Origin of the sequence: Streptomyces sp. AJS327 (assembly GCF_013450295.1) — a bacterium.
In the GTDB taxonomy this organism is placed as follows: domain Bacteria; phylum Actinomycetota; class Actinomycetes; order Streptomycetales; family Streptomycetaceae; genus Streptomyces.
This window is the reverse complement of the sequence record NZ_SKBR01000002.1, coordinates 164,431-179,229: the sequence shown is the minus strand read 5'-3', so window position 1 is coordinate 179,229 and position 14,799 is coordinate 164,431. Positions and strand designations below refer to the sequence as shown.

At 73.6% G+C, this 14,799-nt stretch carries 13 protein-coding genes; 9 read left to right on the top strand and 4 right to left on the bottom strand.

Annotated features, from left to right (window positions below; genetic code table 11):
* Positions 1 to 116: 116 nt before the first annotated feature.
* Together E0L36_RS10705 and E0L36_RS10700 are read left to right on the top strand one after the other, a co-directional pair.
* The gene (locus tag E0L36_RS10705; protein WP_180928798.1) at positions 117 to 476 is read left to right on the top strand and encodes an exodeoxyribonuclease VII small subunit; all 360 of its coding nucleotides are present in this window, start codon (positions 117 to 119) and stop codon (positions 474 to 476) included.
* A gap of 406 nt (positions 477 to 882) precedes the next feature.
* On the top strand, positions 883 to 1,476 hold the full coding sequence (locus E0L36_RS10700) for a malonic semialdehyde reductase (protein WP_180929918.1): 594 nt from the start codon (positions 883 to 885) through the stop codon (positions 1,474 to 1,476).
* Between the two features lie 124 nt (positions 1,477 to 1,600).
* Here E0L36_RS10700 and E0L36_RS10695 read toward each other — a convergent pair whose 3' ends face one another.
* The gene (locus tag E0L36_RS10695) at positions 1,601 to 2,251 is read right to left on the bottom strand and encodes a DUF4245 domain-containing protein (RefSeq protein WP_308416720.1); all 651 of its coding nucleotides are present in this window, start codon (positions 2,249 to 2,251) and stop codon (positions 1,601 to 1,603) included.
* Positions 2,252 to 2,456: 205 nt separating this feature from the next.
* On the opposite strand from E0L36_RS10695, the gene glpX reads away from it, so the two are divergent.
* On the top strand, positions 2,457 to 3,494 hold the full coding sequence (gene glpX / locus E0L36_RS10690; RefSeq protein ID WP_180928796.1) for a class II fructose-bisphosphatase: 1,038 nt from the start codon (positions 2,457 to 2,459) through the stop codon (positions 3,492 to 3,494).
* A gap of 251 nt (positions 3,495 to 3,745) precedes the next feature.
* On the opposite strand, the gene E0L36_RS10685 is transcribed toward glpX, so the two are convergent.
* Positions 3,746 to 4,129 carry a WhiB family transcriptional regulator gene (locus E0L36_RS10685; RefSeq protein WP_180928795.1) on the bottom strand — a complete coding sequence of 128 codons (384 nt, stop codon included), beginning with the start codon at positions 4,127 to 4,129 and terminating at the stop codon, positions 3,746 to 3,748.
* 331 nt (positions 4,130 to 4,460) lie between these two features.
* Positions 4,461 to 5,195: a DUF1707 domain-containing protein gene (locus tag E0L36_RS10680; RefSeq protein WP_374705518.1), complete on the bottom strand. Its 735-nt coding sequence runs from the start codon at positions 5,193 to 5,195 to the stop codon at positions 4,461 to 4,463.
* A gap of 173 nt (positions 5,196 to 5,368) precedes the next feature.
* Here E0L36_RS10680 and E0L36_RS10675 point away from each other — a divergent pair, with 173 nt between their 5' ends.
* The 6 genes from E0L36_RS10675 to E0L36_RS10650 all read left to right on the top strand — a co-directional run bounded on the left by E0L36_RS10675 (position 5,369) and on the right by E0L36_RS10650 (position 14,092).
* The gene (locus E0L36_RS10675) at positions 5,369 to 7,069 is read left to right on the top strand and encodes a fumarate hydratase (protein ID WP_180928794.1); all 1,701 of its coding nucleotides are present in this window, start codon (positions 5,369 to 5,371) and stop codon (positions 7,067 to 7,069) included.
* Between the two features lie 193 nt (positions 7,070 to 7,262).
* Entirely contained in the window at positions 7,263 to 8,666 is a 1,404-nt protein-coding gene (locus tag E0L36_RS10670; RefSeq protein ID WP_180928793.1) for an aspartate ammonia-lyase, read from the top strand.
* Positions 8,667 to 8,924: 258 nt separating this feature from the next.
* Complete coding sequence (locus E0L36_RS10665; protein ID WP_180928792.1) at positions 8,925 to 9,638, top strand: DUF402 domain-containing protein; 714 nt, start codon at positions 8,925 to 8,927, stop codon at positions 9,636 to 9,638.
* Between the two features lie 184 nt (positions 9,639 to 9,822).
* Complete coding sequence (locus tag E0L36_RS10660) at positions 9,823 to 10,503, top strand: class I SAM-dependent methyltransferase (protein ID WP_180928791.1); 681 nt, start codon at positions 9,823 to 9,825, stop codon at positions 10,501 to 10,503.
* A gap of 47 nt (positions 10,504 to 10,550) precedes the next feature.
* Positions 10,551 to 12,698, top strand: coding sequence for a SpoIIE family protein phosphatase (locus tag E0L36_RS10655; protein WP_180928790.1), 2,148 nt, complete (start codon positions 10,551 to 10,553; stop codon positions 12,696 to 12,698).
* A gap of 62 nt (positions 12,699 to 12,760) precedes the next feature.
* Positions 12,761 to 14,092 carry a hypothetical protein gene (locus E0L36_RS10650; RefSeq protein WP_180928789.1) on the top strand — a complete coding sequence of 444 codons (1,332 nt, stop codon included), beginning with the start codon at positions 12,761 to 12,763 and terminating at the stop codon, positions 14,090 to 14,092.
* Between the two features lie 169 nt (positions 14,093 to 14,261).
* Here the strand turns inward: E0L36_RS10650 and E0L36_RS10645 are convergent, their stop codons facing one another.
* Positions 14,262 to 14,795, bottom strand: coding sequence for an alkyl hydroperoxide reductase (locus tag E0L36_RS10645; protein ID WP_180928788.1), 534 nt, complete (start codon positions 14,793 to 14,795; stop codon positions 14,262 to 14,264).
* Positions 14,796 to 14,799 lie beyond the last annotated feature (4 nt).

Here is a 14,799-nt window from a genome sequence, read left to right as displayed (position 1 = left end):
CCGTCGGACGAGGTGGCGCTCGGCGCGGTCGGACGGTTCGGCGTTCGCCGCGTCGCCGGGGTTCGGCCGTCCTGTCGGGGCGCGGCGCTGTCGGGGCCGGTGCTTAGGGTGAGGGTATGACGAGAGAGACGGAAGCGGAGTCCGAAGGTCCGGCTGACTCCGGGGCGTCGGGGGCCACCGCGCTCGCCTCGCTCAGCTACGAGCAGGCCCGGGCCGAACTGGTCGAGGTGGTACGGCGGTTGGAGGCGGGAGGCGTCCCGCTGGAGGAGTCGCTGGCGCTCTGGGAGCGCGGCGAGGAGCTGTCGCGGATCTGCCGGGAGTGGCTGGAGGGCGCCCGCGCCCGGCTGGACGAGGTGCTGGCGGCCGAGGAGGACGAGGAGAACGAGGACGCGGAGGACCCCGGCGACGCCGAGGACGCGGAGGAGCTGGAGGAGGACGAGGACGACGACCCGCCTCCGGGAACCCGGCGCCGCTGAACGCCCCGCGGTAGCGGTCCCGCCCCCGGTGACAGCCCCCCGGGGCGGACGCCGATCACCCCTTCCGCCACCTTCCGTCGCTTTCCGCCACCTCGCATCGCCCTCCGTCGCTTCGCGCCAGCCGCCGAACGGGCGGCACCCGAGGGGTGGTTCAGGCGCGCCCCGCCCCGGCACGGCCGAGGCGCCGAGGGGACGCCGTACGGAGGGGTGTCGACGAGCGGCCGGAGAGACGGAGAGGGGCGGAGGACGGAGAGAGGACGGACCGGGGGCTCGTCCGCACGCCCCCACCTCGCCGGGACGGCGGGCGAACGTGGCCCCGGCCACGTTTGGTCCAACGTTTAACAACATGCCTCTATCGTGGACGCCGTACCGATCTGTCACAGCGATGAAGAACAGGCACCACCGGATGACCCTCGCGCTCGATCCCACGGCCCAGAACCTGCTGTTCCACGAGGCCCACACCGCCAGTTCCTTCACGGAACAGCCGGTCTCGGACGCGCAGATCCAGGAGATCTACGAACTCGTTCGACTCGCCCCCACCGCGTTCAACCAGTCCCCACTGCGGCTGACGCTGCTCCGCACGCCGGAGGCCAGGGAACGGCTGGTGCGGCACATGGCGGAGGGCAACCGCGCGAAGACCACGGCGGCCCCGCTGACCGCGCTGCTCTCCGTCGACCTGCACTTCCACGAGCGGCTGCCGGAACTGCTGCCGCACGCGCCCCGGTTGAAAGACACGGTGTTCGCGGAGCCGGAGTCCCGGGAGCGGGCGGGCAGCCTCAACGCGGCCCTCCAGGCGGGCTACTTCATCCTCGGGGTGCGCGCCGCCGGGCTGGCCGCCGGCCCGATGACCGGATTCGACCACGCGGCCGTCGACCGGGAGTTCTTCGGTGACGGACGGCAGAGGGTGCTGCTCGCGATGAACATCGGTGTGCCCGCGCCGGACGCCTACCGGCCGCGCGCCCCGAGGCTGGCCGCGGCGGACGCCCTCACCACTCTCTGAGCCCCGCCCACGGCCCCGTGCCCCCCGTCTCCGCGGACGCGCCTCCACGGACGGGACCGGGGCCGGGGCCGGTCCAGCGGTTGCGGGGGCGGGTTCGGGGCCGGTCCGACGGGTTCGGGGCGGTTCAGGAGGTCGCGGCCTCCGCGTCGTCCCCGGGCTTCGCGGAACCGTCGTCGGTGGACGGGCTCGGGGACGGGGGGACGCTCGGGGAGGCGGGAGCGCTCGGGCTCGGGGCCCGGCGGATGTCCAGCGCCTCGACCATGTGTGTCAGCTGGCGGTCCGGAGCGGTGCCCATCACCACGGTGGTCGACTTCCCGTCGGCCGCCTCGCGGACCAGCGCGTCGTACTTGGGACCGGAGTACCGCTCCCAGTCCTCGCCCGCTATCCGCCGCGTCTTCCCGGTCTTCTCCGCGCCCCGGGTGACGTCCCGGACGAACACGTGCGGACGGCGGTCGTCGCTCTGCTCGATCGCCACGTACTCGTTGCCCGGCGCCATGAATCCGAGGTGCCAGACCGAACCGGAGTCACCCCTGGCCTGGTACCGCACCGAGGTGGCGCGCCAGTCGTCGGACAGCCCGCGCGGCGCGGCCACCGGGTACGGGGCGGCCCGCCGGGCGGAGTCCAGCTCCACCTGGTAGCTGACCCTCTTGACCGGGTCCTCGTCCTCGTCGTGCGGGACGAACACGTAGATCACGCCGGCGGCCAGCACGATCACCGCGAGCGAGATCACCATGTCCCGCACGGTCTGCCTGCCGCGTTGTTTGTCTGCTGCCACGACACCATCGTCCCCCATGGCCCGAGCCGCCCCGACCAGGGGTCATCTCCGGTGCGGGACCGCGCGGCACCGGGGACCCGGAAAGCCCGTGAAACCGCCCCGTCCCTGCTCATCCGAGGGGCCCTCTGCTCACATTGCACGCAGCTCGGTACAGTCAGGACTACCCTCAGCAGCCCGGCGTCGCCGAGCAGAAAGGTCCGCTCCGATGACCGAACACCCCCATCACCTGCCCTCCCCGCTGGAAGTCAGCCCCGAGGCCCCGGACCGCAACCTCGCACTGGAGCTGGTCCGTGTGACCGAGGCCGGAGCGATGGCCTCCGGCCGCTGGGTCGGCCGGGGCGACAAGAACGGGGCCGACGGCGCCGCCGTCAAGGCCATGCGCACCCTGATCTCCACCGTCTCGATGAACGGCGTCGTCGTCATCGGCGAGGGCGAGAAGGACGAGGCCCCGATGCTGTTCAACGGCGAGCGGGTCGGTGACGGCACCGGCGCCGAGTGCGACGTGGCCGTCGACCCGGTGGACGGCACCACCCTCACGGCGAAGGGCATGGGCAACGCGGTCTCGGTCCTGGCCGTCGCGGAGCGTGGCGCGATGTTCGACCCGAGCGCCGTCTTCTACATGGACAAGCTGGTCACGGGCCCGGCCGCCGCCGAGTTCGTGGACATCACGGCTCCCCCGTCCGTCAACGTGCGGCGGATCGCCAAGGCCAAGGGCTGCGCCCCGGACGACGTGACCGTGGTGGTGCTGGACCGCCCGCGCCACCAGGGCATCGTGCGGGAGATCAGGGAGTCCGGCGCCCGCATCAAGTTCATCTCGGACGGCGACGTGGCGGGCGCGATCATGGCCGTACGGGAGGGGACCGGTGTCGACCTGCTGCTCGGCGTGGGCGGCACCCCCGAGGGCATCATCGCGGCCTGCGCCATAAAGTGCCTGGGCGGCACCATCCAGGGCAAGCTGTGGCCGAAGGACGAGGAGGAGCGGCGGCGCGCGCTGGACGCGGGCCACGACCTGGACCGGGTGCTCCAGACCGAGGACCTGGTCGGCTGCGAGAACGTCTTCTTCGTCGCGACCGGGATCACCGACGGCGACCTGCTGCGCGGGGTGCACTACCGGGGCGAGACGGCGTCCACCCAGTCGCTGGTGATGCGGTCGAAGTCGGGCACGATCCGGCAGATCGAGTCCACGCACCGGCTGTCGAAGCTCCGGGCGTACAGCGCGATCGACTTCGACCGGGCCTCCTGAGCGATCCCCACGGCGCCGCGCGGCGGCCCGCCCCTCCGGCCCGGCGCCCGGTGTGCCCCGGACTGCCGGGGTGGGCGGAGCCGCCGGTGACCGTACGGCGGGCGGCGCCCGGCGGCACGCTCCCGCGTGGCCGCCTCCGCCAGGCGCTCTTCTCCCGGACCGGCCGGGGCCGTCCCCGAACCGGCCAGGTCTGGGTACCGGGCCCGGACACCGGGCCCGCGTGAGTCAACTCCCCTGCCACACCCCGGCGTTCACGCGATGCGCGGGGTTCCGACCTCGGCGGAGGTGGCGACGCTTCCGGCGGTCGCGGCCTCCCGACGGCGTCTGCGGGCGAGCATCACCCGGCGCTCGGCCGCCGTCAGCCCGCCCCACACGCCGTACGGCTCGGGGAGCACCAGCGCGTGCTCGCGGCACTCGACCAGCACCGGGCAGCGCGCGCAGACGCGTTTGGCCGCCTGTTCCCTGGAGAGCCGGGCCGCGGTGGGCTCCTTCGACGGCGCGAAGAAGAGCCCCGCCTCGTCCCGTCGGCAGACCGCCTCCGAGTGCCAGGGGTTCGCCTCGTCGTCGCGCGGCGGGGTGTGCTGGGCGGGGACTGGGGCGGCGGCCTTCAGGGACTGATGCGGCGGTTGCAGCACGGTCTACTCCTGACGAGACGGCTACGGCAGAGGTCGGGCTACCGATCGGTGCACCTTCACCCGTCTTGCTGCGCACGGCAGTTCGCGCTGCTCACCGTGCGAGAGACGATGACCGAGCCCTACCCGCTGTGCGCGGCGGTATTCATACCGTGGCGCTCCGCCCGCGCCCCTGGCGCGCGCCCCCGTCGCGCCCCCTGCGCCGTCGCAACACCCGCGCGTACGGCGCACGAACCGGCACACCTCCCCCCACGTCTACCGACGGCCGGGCGGGCCGGGCGGGGCAGGACGCGACGCGACCCGGACGCCGACGCCGGTCCCGCGCGGACGCCGCTCAGTCCTTGTCGAGCCGGGGGCCGCCGTGGCGGCGGTCGCTCCGCGGGTGGAAGGTGTGCAGCAGGTTCCGCAGCCGCCGCCCCACGGTGGTCTTCACCTCGACGCCGCCGAATACCGCGGCCCCCTGCACCAGCACCACGGGGGCGTTGGGGTCGGGCGCCTCGCCCGTCGGCACGTCGAAGCCGCCGAAGACGCCCACGCCCTTCTGCCGGAGGGTGACGTTCTCCGGGACCTTGATCTCGACCCCGCCGAAGATCGCCGTCGCGTTGATCACGACGTACTGGTGCTCGAAGATCCCCTCGCTCAGGTCGAGTTCGACCCCGCCGAAGAGGGCGAAACCGTTCACCCGGCGGGGCACCCGCCAGCGGCCCTCCCGGCTCGCCTCACCGAAGATCGCGACGACCTGCTCGGTGGGCAGCGGCACCGGCGAGGGGGCGTACTGCGCGGAGTCGTACGCCGGCGGGTCGGGCTCCGGGCGCCCGGCCGGGAGATCGCGCACCAGGAGGTCCAACTCGCCGGTGGTCTTGGAGGAGTAGACGGCCTCCACCCGCTCGGAGTGCTCCTCGGCGTCCAACCGCCCCTCGGCCAGGGCTTCCCGGAGGATGTCGGCTATCCGGTCCCGGTCGGCGTCGGAGGCGCGCACGGCGCCCTCGGCGACCGGCGACGCGGCTCCGGCCTGCGGCACGGGGGCCTTCTCCGCGGCGCCCCCCGATTCCAGCGGTGTGTCAGTCACGGCCTCAGCGTACCCAGACGCGATAGATCGCGACCACCCCACGGCGGGACTCGTTGAGCGCCAGCTCACAGGACCTCACCGGTTCCGCGGGCCGGCCGGCGTTCTACGCTGTGAGACGCGCTTTCGCACGACCGCCCGGAGCGCCGAGCGAGGATGAGAGGAACCGCCCCCTGATGTCTGCCAGCCCCCGCCCCTCCCGTCCGGAGTTCTCCTACACGGATCTGCTGCCGGTGGGCCCGGACGCGACCCCGTACCGGCTGGTGACCACCGAGGGGGTCCGCACGGTCGAGGCGGGCGGGCGCACCTTCCTGGAGGTCGCCCCGGAGGCGCTGCGCCAGCTGGCGCGGGAGGCGATGCACGACATCTCGCACTACCTGCGCCCCGAGCACCTCGCCCAGCTCCGCCGCATCCTGGACGACCCGGAGGCCAGCGCCAACGACCGTTTCGTCGCGCTGGACCTGTTGAAGAACGCCAACATCGCCGCCGCCGGGACGCTGCCGATGTGCCAGGACACCGGCACCGCGATCGTCATGGGCAAGCGCGGCCAGGGCGTCCTGACCGAGGGGGGCGACGAGCGGGCGCTCTCGCACGGCGTCTTTGACGCGTACACCGAGCTGAACCTGCGCTACTCGCAGATGGCGCCGCTCACCATGTGGGACGAGCGGAACACCGGATCCAACCTGCCCGCCCAGGTGGAGCTGTACGCGACCGACGGCGACGAGTACGGGTTCCTGTTCATGGCCAAGGGCGGTGGCAGCGCCAACAAGTCCTTCCTGTACCAGGAGACCAAGGCGGTGCTGAACGAGTCCTCCATGATGCGGTTCCTGGAGGAGAAGATCCGCTCGCTGGGTACCGCGGCCTGCCCGCCGTACCACCTCGCCATCGTCGTCGGCGGGACGAGCGCCGAGTACGCCCTCAAGACCGCGAAGTACGCCTCCGCGCACTACCTCGACGAACTGCCCGCCGAGGGTTCGCCGGACGGGCACGGCTTCCGCGATCGGGAGCTGGAGGAGCGGGTCTTCGAGCTGACCCAGCGCATCGGCATCGGCGCCCAGTTCGGCGGCAAGTACTTCTGCCATGACGTGCGCGTCGTGCGGCTGCCCCGGCACGGCGCCTCCTGCCCGGTGGCGATCGCCGTCTCCTGTTCGGCCGACCGGCAGGCCAGGGCGAAGATCACCGCCGAGGGCGTCTTCCTGGAGCGGCTGGAGACGGATCCGGCGCGCTTCCTGCCGGACACCACCGAGGCGCAGCTGACCGAGGGCGCGGGCGCGGACCTGGAGGCCGTGCGGGTCGACCTGTCCCGTCCGATGTCCGAGATCCGGGCGGAGCTGTCCCGGCATCCGGTCAAGACCCGACTCTCGCTCACCGGCACCCTGGTGGTGGCCCGGGACATCGCCCACGCCAAGATCAAGGAGCGGCTGGACGCGGGCGAGGAGATGCCCCAGTACCTGAAGGACCACCCGGTCTACTACGCGGGCCCGGCCAAGACCCCCGAGGGGTACGCCTCCGGCTCCTTCGGACCGACCACCGCGGGCCGGATGGACGCCTACGTCGAGCAGTTCCAGGCGGCCGGGGGCTCGCTGGTGATGCTCGCGAAGGGGAACCGCAGCAAGCAGGTCACCGAGGCGTGCGCCGCGCACGGCGGCTTCTACCTCGGCTCCATCGGTGGCCCGGCGGCACGGCTCGCGCAGGACTGCATCCGGAAGGTCGAGGTCCTGGAGTACGCCGAGCTGGGCATGGAGGCGGTCTGGCGGATCGAGGTGGAGGACTTCCCCGCCTTCATCGTCATGGACGACAAGGGCAACGACTTCTTCGCCGACCCGGCGCCGGAGCAGACCTTCGTCACCTCCATCCCGGTGCGCCGGGGCTCCTGACCCCGGCCGCCGCCACCGGCGCGCCGGCCACCCCGGGGCGCGGGCACCCGACCTCCGGCCCGGCGACCGCCCGCGCGCTCCGGCCCGGCGCCCGCGCGCCGCGACCGGCGTGCCCCGGCGCTGACGGATGGGCGCGGCGGACGGGAATGCCGGCGGTCCCGCGTGACGCTGGACCGTACGGAGGTGCAGCACCATGACCCAGAGCACGGACCCGGCCGAGTACCGCGTCGCCCACGACTCACTCGGTGAGGTGCGGGTGCCCGTCCACGCCAAGTGGGGGGCGCAGACGCAGCGGGCGGTGGAGAACTTCCCGATCAGCGGCCAGCGGCTGGAGCGCGCGCACATCGCGGCGCTGGCCCGGATCAAGGCGGCGGCGGCACTGGTCAACGCGCGGCTGGGGGTGCTGGACCCGCCGCTGGCCGAGGCGGTGCGCGCCGCGGCGCTGGAGGTGGCGGAGGGCCGGTGGGACGCCGAGTTCCCGGTCGACGTCTTCCAGACCGGTTCGGGCACCTCCTCCAACATGAACATGAACGAGGTTCTGGCGACGCTGGCCACCGAACGGCTGGGCTCCCCCGTCCACCCCAACGACCACGTCAACGCGAGCCAGTCCTCGAACGATGTCTTCCCCTCCTCCCTGCACGTCGCGGCGGTGGCGGCGGTGACGGGGGACCTCGTCCCGGCGCTGGAGCGGCTGGCGGGGTCGCTGGAGGCCAAGGCGGCGGAGTTCGCCGACGTGGTGAAGTCCGGCCGCACCCACCTGATGGACGCCACCCCCGTCACCCTGGGCCAGGAGTTCGGCGGCTACGCCGCCCAGGCGCGGTACGGGGTGGAGCGGCTGCGCGCCGTGCTGCCCCGGCTGGCGGAACTGCCGCTGGGCGGGACCGCGGTGGGCACCGGCATCAACACCCCGCCCGGGTTCGCCGCCGCCGTCATCGCGGAGGTCGCGCGGGACACCGGGCTGCCGCTCACCGAGGCGCGGGACCACTTCGAGGCGCAGGGCGCGCGGGACGGACTGGTGGAGCTGTCGGGCCAGCTGCGTACCGTCGCGGTGGGGCTGACGAAGATCTGCAACGACCTGCGCTGGATGGGCTCGGGCCCGCGCACCGGTCTCGCGGAGATCGCGCTGCCCGACCTCCAGCCCGGCTCCTCGATCATGCCGGGCAAGGTGAACCCGGTGGTGCCGGAGGCGGTGCTGATGGTGGCGGCGCAGGTCACCGGGGCGGACGCGACGGTCGCCGCGGCGGGCGCCGCGGGCAACTTCGAACTCAACGTGATGCTGCCGGTGATGGGCAAGAACGTGCTGGAGTCGGTGCGGCTGCTGGCCAACGCGAGTCGTCTGCTGGCCGACCGCACCGTCGACGGGATCACCGCGAACGTCGAACGGGCCAGGGAGTACGCCGAGTCGTCACCCTCGGTGGTCACCCCGCTGAACCGCTACCTCGGGTACGAGAACGCGGCGGCCGTCGCGAAGCTGGCGCTGGCCGAGCGGCTGACCATCCGCGAGGCGGTGCTGCGCGCCGGGCACGTGGAGCGCGGCGACCTCACCCTGGAGCAGCTGGACGAGGCGCTCGACGTTCTGCGCATGACCCACCCCTGAGCGGGCGCGCCGCCGAGCGCCGCCGCCGGGGGACCGCCGCTCGCGGGCCCGTTCGGACCGGCCCCGGCCGCTCCGGGCGCCCGCGCACGCCGCCGGGGGCCCGGCCGGTTCGCGACCGGGGCCCTGCCGGGGGCGCGCGGCCGGATCCGGGGGCGCGCGGCCGGGGCCGCGACCGGGTCCGGGTCCGCCGGTACTCGTATGGGTAGCGATGGCTCGCGGAGGGCGGCGGTGGCCGCGACGCGCGCCTAGGATCTGCCCATGACAGCGCACAGGGCGGCGGGCGGGCCGGAGGCGGGCGACTGGGCGCCAGGTACGCAGATCCTGTGGCGCTACCGGGCCAACGGCGCCGCCCACCACCACATCTGCCGCCCGATGACGGTGGTGCGGGACTCCCCCGAACTGCTGGCCGTGTGGATGGCGCCGGGCACGCTCTGCGTCAAACCCGAACTGGCGGACGGCACTCCGGTCCACCGCGAACCGCTCGCGACGCGGTACACCAAACCCCGCTCCCTGGTCCGTGACCACTGGTCGGGCAGCGGGGTCCTCAAACTGGCGCGCCCCGGCGACCCCTGGTCGGTGTGGCTCTTCTGGGAGCGCGACTGGCGGTTCCGGAACTTCTACGTCAACCTCGAAGAGCCGCGCCTCCGTTGGGCGGGCGGCGTCGACTCCGAGGACCACTTCCTGGACATCACCGTGGACGCGCACGGCCACTGGGAGTGGCACGACGAGGACGAGTTCGCGGAGGCACAGCGCCAGGGTCTGATGGGCCCCCGGCAGGCGGCCCGGGTGCGGGAGGCGGCCCGGCGGGCGCTGGACCGGATCCGCGCCTGGGACCCCCCGTTCGGGGACGGCTGGGAGGACTGGCGGCCGGACCCCGGCTGGCCGGTGCCCCGGCTGCCGGACGACTGGGACCGCGAACCCCCGCCCGCGCGCCCGGTGGAGCACCGGGAGGGATCGGGAGGGATGCGGTGATTGCTGCCGTCACGTCCGGTGGGGGACCGCCGGGACCGGCGAGGGGGCTACCGGCACGGACCTCCCGGTGCCCCTTGATACGCCCCCATACTGCAAACGTAGGATCAACCTCCGTAGGCGCGTTGCCACACAACTCCCCACCCCTCAACGGGGACTTGACGGGTGGCCAGAGAGGAGCCCAGTCGTGAGCAGCACCGATCGGCTCGGGGCGTACGAGGACTTCGACCGGACCGGGATTGACCGCTCCGGCCAGGCGGAGGCATTCGACGCCATCGGCAATCGTTACGACGATGCCTTTCCGCACAAGGAGGGACAGATCGCCTCGGGCGAGTGGCTGCTCGCCCAACTGCCCGCCGGGTCCCACATCCTGGACCTCGGCTGTGGCACCGGGCTGCCCACCGCGCGCCAGCTCTGCGACGGGGGCCACCGGGTGACCGGGACAGACCTCTCCCCCGGCATGCTGAAGCGCTCACGGCAGCACGTTCCCGAGGGCAGCTTCCACCGGGTGGACATCGCGGACCTGGAACGCCGCGCGCTCGGCCCGTTCGACGGGGCGGTGGCGTTCTTCTCGCTGCTGATGCTGCCGCGCCAGGAGATTCCCTTCGCCCTGCGTATGCTCCATGGTCAACTGCGCGGGGAGGGCCCGCTCGCGCTGGGCATGGTGGAGTCGGATGTGAATGACTTCTCGATTCCGTTCCTGGGCCACACAGTTCGGGTATCCGGCTATCTGCGGGATGATCTGCGCAAGGTCGTGTCGGACGCGGGATTCGAGATCGTCGGGGAGGACACCTACGCCTATGCGCCCGCCAGTACGGATGTGCCCCCCGAGATCCAGATCTTCCTGCACTGCCGACGACGCCCGTAGACCCGAGCGCCCAGCTTCGGGCGCGCCCGACGCGCAGCCCCGGATGGATGGAAACCGAACGCGTGACGGAGCACGAGATGCCTGCGGCCAGCACGGCCGAGCCGTCAGGCCGACCAGATACGACGGAGCGAGCCCCCATGGCGCACGCCGCGATCCCTGACCCGCGCTACGGGGAACATGCCGGCGATCCCGGCAGCGGCTCCTCCGACGCGCAGTCGCCCCGCCCGAACGGCGAGGCGGCGGAACGGGTGCGCCCGCGTCCGCTCGATCCGGAGGTCGAGGGCCCACCAGGTGGGCGCGCGGGAGCGGTTCAGAGCGGGGGAAGCGGCACGGTGCCGGGAACGCGCGGTGGCCCCCTCGGAGACGAGGGCGGTGCCGCCGGGCATCCGCCAGCCGACGACAGCGAGGGCGAAGTGCCGGAGATCTCCGCGGCGGACGAGACGGCCGAGCGTGAGCGGCGCGGCGGGGACCGGCTGCGCTTCGTCGGCGCGGCCACCCGGCGGATCGCCCGCGGCGTCGACCTGGACGAGACCGTTCTGGGCCTGTGCCGGGCGAGCGTGCCCGCCTACGCCGACGCCATCCTCGTCTACCTCCGCGACCCCCTGCCGGTGGGGGACGAGCGCCCTGCCAGCCCGATGGTCCTGCGGCTCCGCCGCAGCGACCGGGTTCCGGAACGCCCGCAGACCACCGACCCGACGCTCGGTCCGGTCGGTCTGGTGGCGCCCGGTGAGGCGCTGCGGCCCGACTCCGGCGAGGCCGCCTCCGAGTTGGCCGAGGTCCGGGTGGGCGGCCCGCTCGCCGAGGTGCTGCGCGGGGTGCGGCCGGTCTTCGCCGAGGCCCCGGGCGCGCGGGACGCGCTGCCCGAGCTGATCGGCCCGGCCCGCGACCTCCCGTCGGGGCACCGCGCGATCCTGGCGCCGCTGCGCGGGCGGCGGCGGGTGATCGGCGCGGCCGTGTTCCTGCGCCGTCCCGCCCGGCCCGCGTTCGAACCGGACGACCTGCTGATCGCCGCACAGCTCGCCACGCACACCGCGCTCGGTGTGGACAAGGCGGTCCTCTACGGCCGTGAGGCGTACATCGCGGACGAGTTGCAGCGCACCATGCTTCCGGACGAACTGCCGCAGCCGACGGGCGTGCAGCTGGCCAGCCGGTACCTCCCGGCGGCCGAGACCGCCCGGGTCGGCGGCGACTGGTACGACGCGATCCCGCTGCCCGGCAGCCGGGTCGCGCTCGTCGTCGGGGACGTCATGGGCCACTCGATGACGTCCGCCGCGATCATGGGGCAGCTGCGCACCACCGCGCAGACCCTGGCCGGTCTCGACCTGCCGCCCCAGGAGGTCCTGCACCACCTCGACGAGCAGGCGCAGCGGCTGGGCAGCGACCGCATGGCCACCTGCCTCTACGCCGTCTACGACCCGGTGGCGCACCGCATCATCGTGGCCAACGCGGGCCATCCACCACCCGTGTTGCTGCACCGGGGCGGCCGGGCCGAGGTCCTGCGTATACCGGCCGGTGCCCCGATCGGGGTCGGCGGCGTCGACTTCGAGGCGGTGGAGCTGGACGCCCCGGCGGGCGCGACCCTGCTCCTCTACACCGACGGCCTCGTCGAGTCCCGGCAGCGTGACGTGTGGACGGGCATCGAGCACCTGCGGGAGAAGCTGGCCGAGACGGCCCGGCTGACCCGCCCGGACGCCTCGGCCCCGCTGGAGCCGCTCTGTGACGAGGTGCTGGACATCCTCGGCCCGGGCGACCGGGACGACGACATAGCCCTGCTCGCCGCCCGGTTCGACGGGATCGCCCCGAGTGACGTGGCCTACTGGTACCTCGACCCCCGGGCGCAGACGGCCGGTCAGGCGCGTCGCCTGGCCCGCCGCGCGCTGGCCCGCTGGGGTCTCGACGAACTCACCGAGTCGGTGGAGCTGCTGGTCAGCGAGGTCGTCACGAACGCCGTGCGGTACGCCGAACGCCCCATCACCCTGCGGCTGTTGCGCACCCAGACGCTGCGCTGCGAGGTCGGCGACGACGTCCCGCAGCTGCCACGGCTGCGGCAGGCCCGTGCGACGGACGAGGGCGGCCGGGGCCTGTACCTGGTCAACAAGCTGGCGCGGCGCTGGGGCGCCACCCGGCTGTCCACCGGCAAGGTGGTCTGGTTCGAGCTGGCGGTGCCGTCCGCGGCCGGAGACGGCGCGCTCTGACACGGCACCAGCACCATCAGCACCGTCGACGGTGGCCGCGCCCGGCGCGGGGAGGAGCGGGGATGTCGCGGAGGGGTCGGGCGGCGTTCGGTGGCGTCGCGGTGGGCGTCGCTCTGGTACTGGCCGCACCGGTGGCCCAGCCCGCCGTGGCCGCTGGCCCAACCAGCACGTTCGGCCCAGTCAGCACGGCCGAACGCCTCGCGCCGAGCCGGGAGTCGGCGCCCCGGCCTCCGCTGGATCTCCCGTTGAGCAACGCCGACGGGGAGCGGGCGGGCGGCGTGCACCCCGCGCTGCCCACCGACGGCGCCGTCCTGGAGCGGATGCTCGACCGGGCTCGCGCCATGGACGTACCGCCCCGCCGGTACGCCGCGCTGCTCTGGCAGCACTGGCTGGTGCGGGCGGCGGACGCCGCCGGTATCGGGCTGCGGGACTGGGATCCGGCGGGCGGTGTCGAGCGCAACGAGCGGACCGTGCACGCCGTGTACACCTTCTACGGCGACCTCTTCCTCGCCAACCCCCGCCTCCAGTGGGCCGGGATGGCCAACATGATCGGGCCGTCGCTCGCCGGTGGCTTCCTCGACCTGGACGCGCTCGGCCGACTCGGCCCGCTGCTCGCCGCGCGACTCGCCGAGCAGCCCGCCGAGGTCCGCGCCGCGCTCCCCCGCGAGGTGCGGGATCTGGCGGAGGGGGGCCCGCCGCCGGGTGAACTCCCGTGGTTCGAGAGCGTGTTCCTGGCCATGCAGAAGCACGTCTTCATGGACCAGGCCGCCGCCCACCTGGCCTACGAGCAGGGTGGGCTGGACGCGATCCGCGAGATGCGCGCGGCCGGTCTGCTGGACGACAAGGCCGTCGGCGCCTGGCGGGACATCGACTCGGGCGGGGACGAGCGGGTCGGGCGCGGCAACGCGGTGCTGCTCGACCGCGAGCAGAACCAGATCCTGCCGGAGCAGTGGAACTCGATGTACCGGCGGCACGCCCCGGTCGGCCCGGCCCTGACCTACGCCCTGACGGTGGTGGGCAGCGCTTCCATCCCGGGCACGCGCACCCCTGGGCAGTACGCGCCGCTGCGCGTCACCGGTCCGCTGACCGGCGCACGGCTGAGCACTCCGCTCCCGGCGTTCAACCTCGCGGACCAGGACCGTCGTTGGCGCTACATCGTCGACGACACCCTCCCCGCCTACCAGCGGCTGCTGCGGGTGGACCCGGCGCGGGTGCGGGCGATCGTCGCCTCACCGATGGAGGAGCGGGTGGCCGAACAGCGCCTCTCCCGCCGCTGGCCGCGAGTGGCCGCGGGGCTGCTCACCGGCTGGCGGCTCGAACTCCCGGCCTCTTCCGGCGCGTCGGCACCGGGCGTCGCTGCCCGCGCCGCCGGGCCCGCCCCCGGGCGCGTCTGACGGGACCGGCCGCACCGGCCCACGGACGCGCGCACGGGCGGACCGGCGTGTCCTTCCCGGCGGGGCCGAACACCCCGCGCACTCCGTGCCGTTCCTGAACACACGCGTGCCCCGGACGGAATCCTCCGTCCGGGGCACGTGCATCCCGGTCGCCGGGGTGACCCGTGGGTCAGGCGGCGAGCTGGGCCTCGGCCTCCAACGTCGTACCGACGGCCTGCACCACCGCGGCGATCTTGAACGCCTCCTGGATGGTCTCCCGGTCGACGCCCGCCTTGCGGAGCACCTGCTCGTGCGAGTCCAGGCACATCCCGCAGCCGTTGATCGCGGAGACGGCGAGCGACCACAGCTCGAAGTCCGCCTTGTCCACACCCGGGTTACCGATCACGTTCATCCGCAGCCCGGCGCGGAGCGTGCCGTACTCGGGGTCGGAGAGCAGATGACGGGTGCGGTAGTAGACGTTGTTCATCGCCATGACGGCCGCGGCCGCCTTGGCCGCCCCGTACGCCTCGTCGCTCAGGTTCTCCTTCGCCTCGGGCTCCAGCGCGCGCAACGCGATGCCGGAGCGGGAGGCGATGGCACAGGCCAGCACGGTTCCCCACAGCTGCTGCTTGGGGAGGTCCGAGTTGCCTATGACGGAGCCCAGGTTGAGCTTCAGGTCCTTGGCGTAGTCGGGCAGGGCCGACTTCAGGTCATCGAGCGCCATGGGG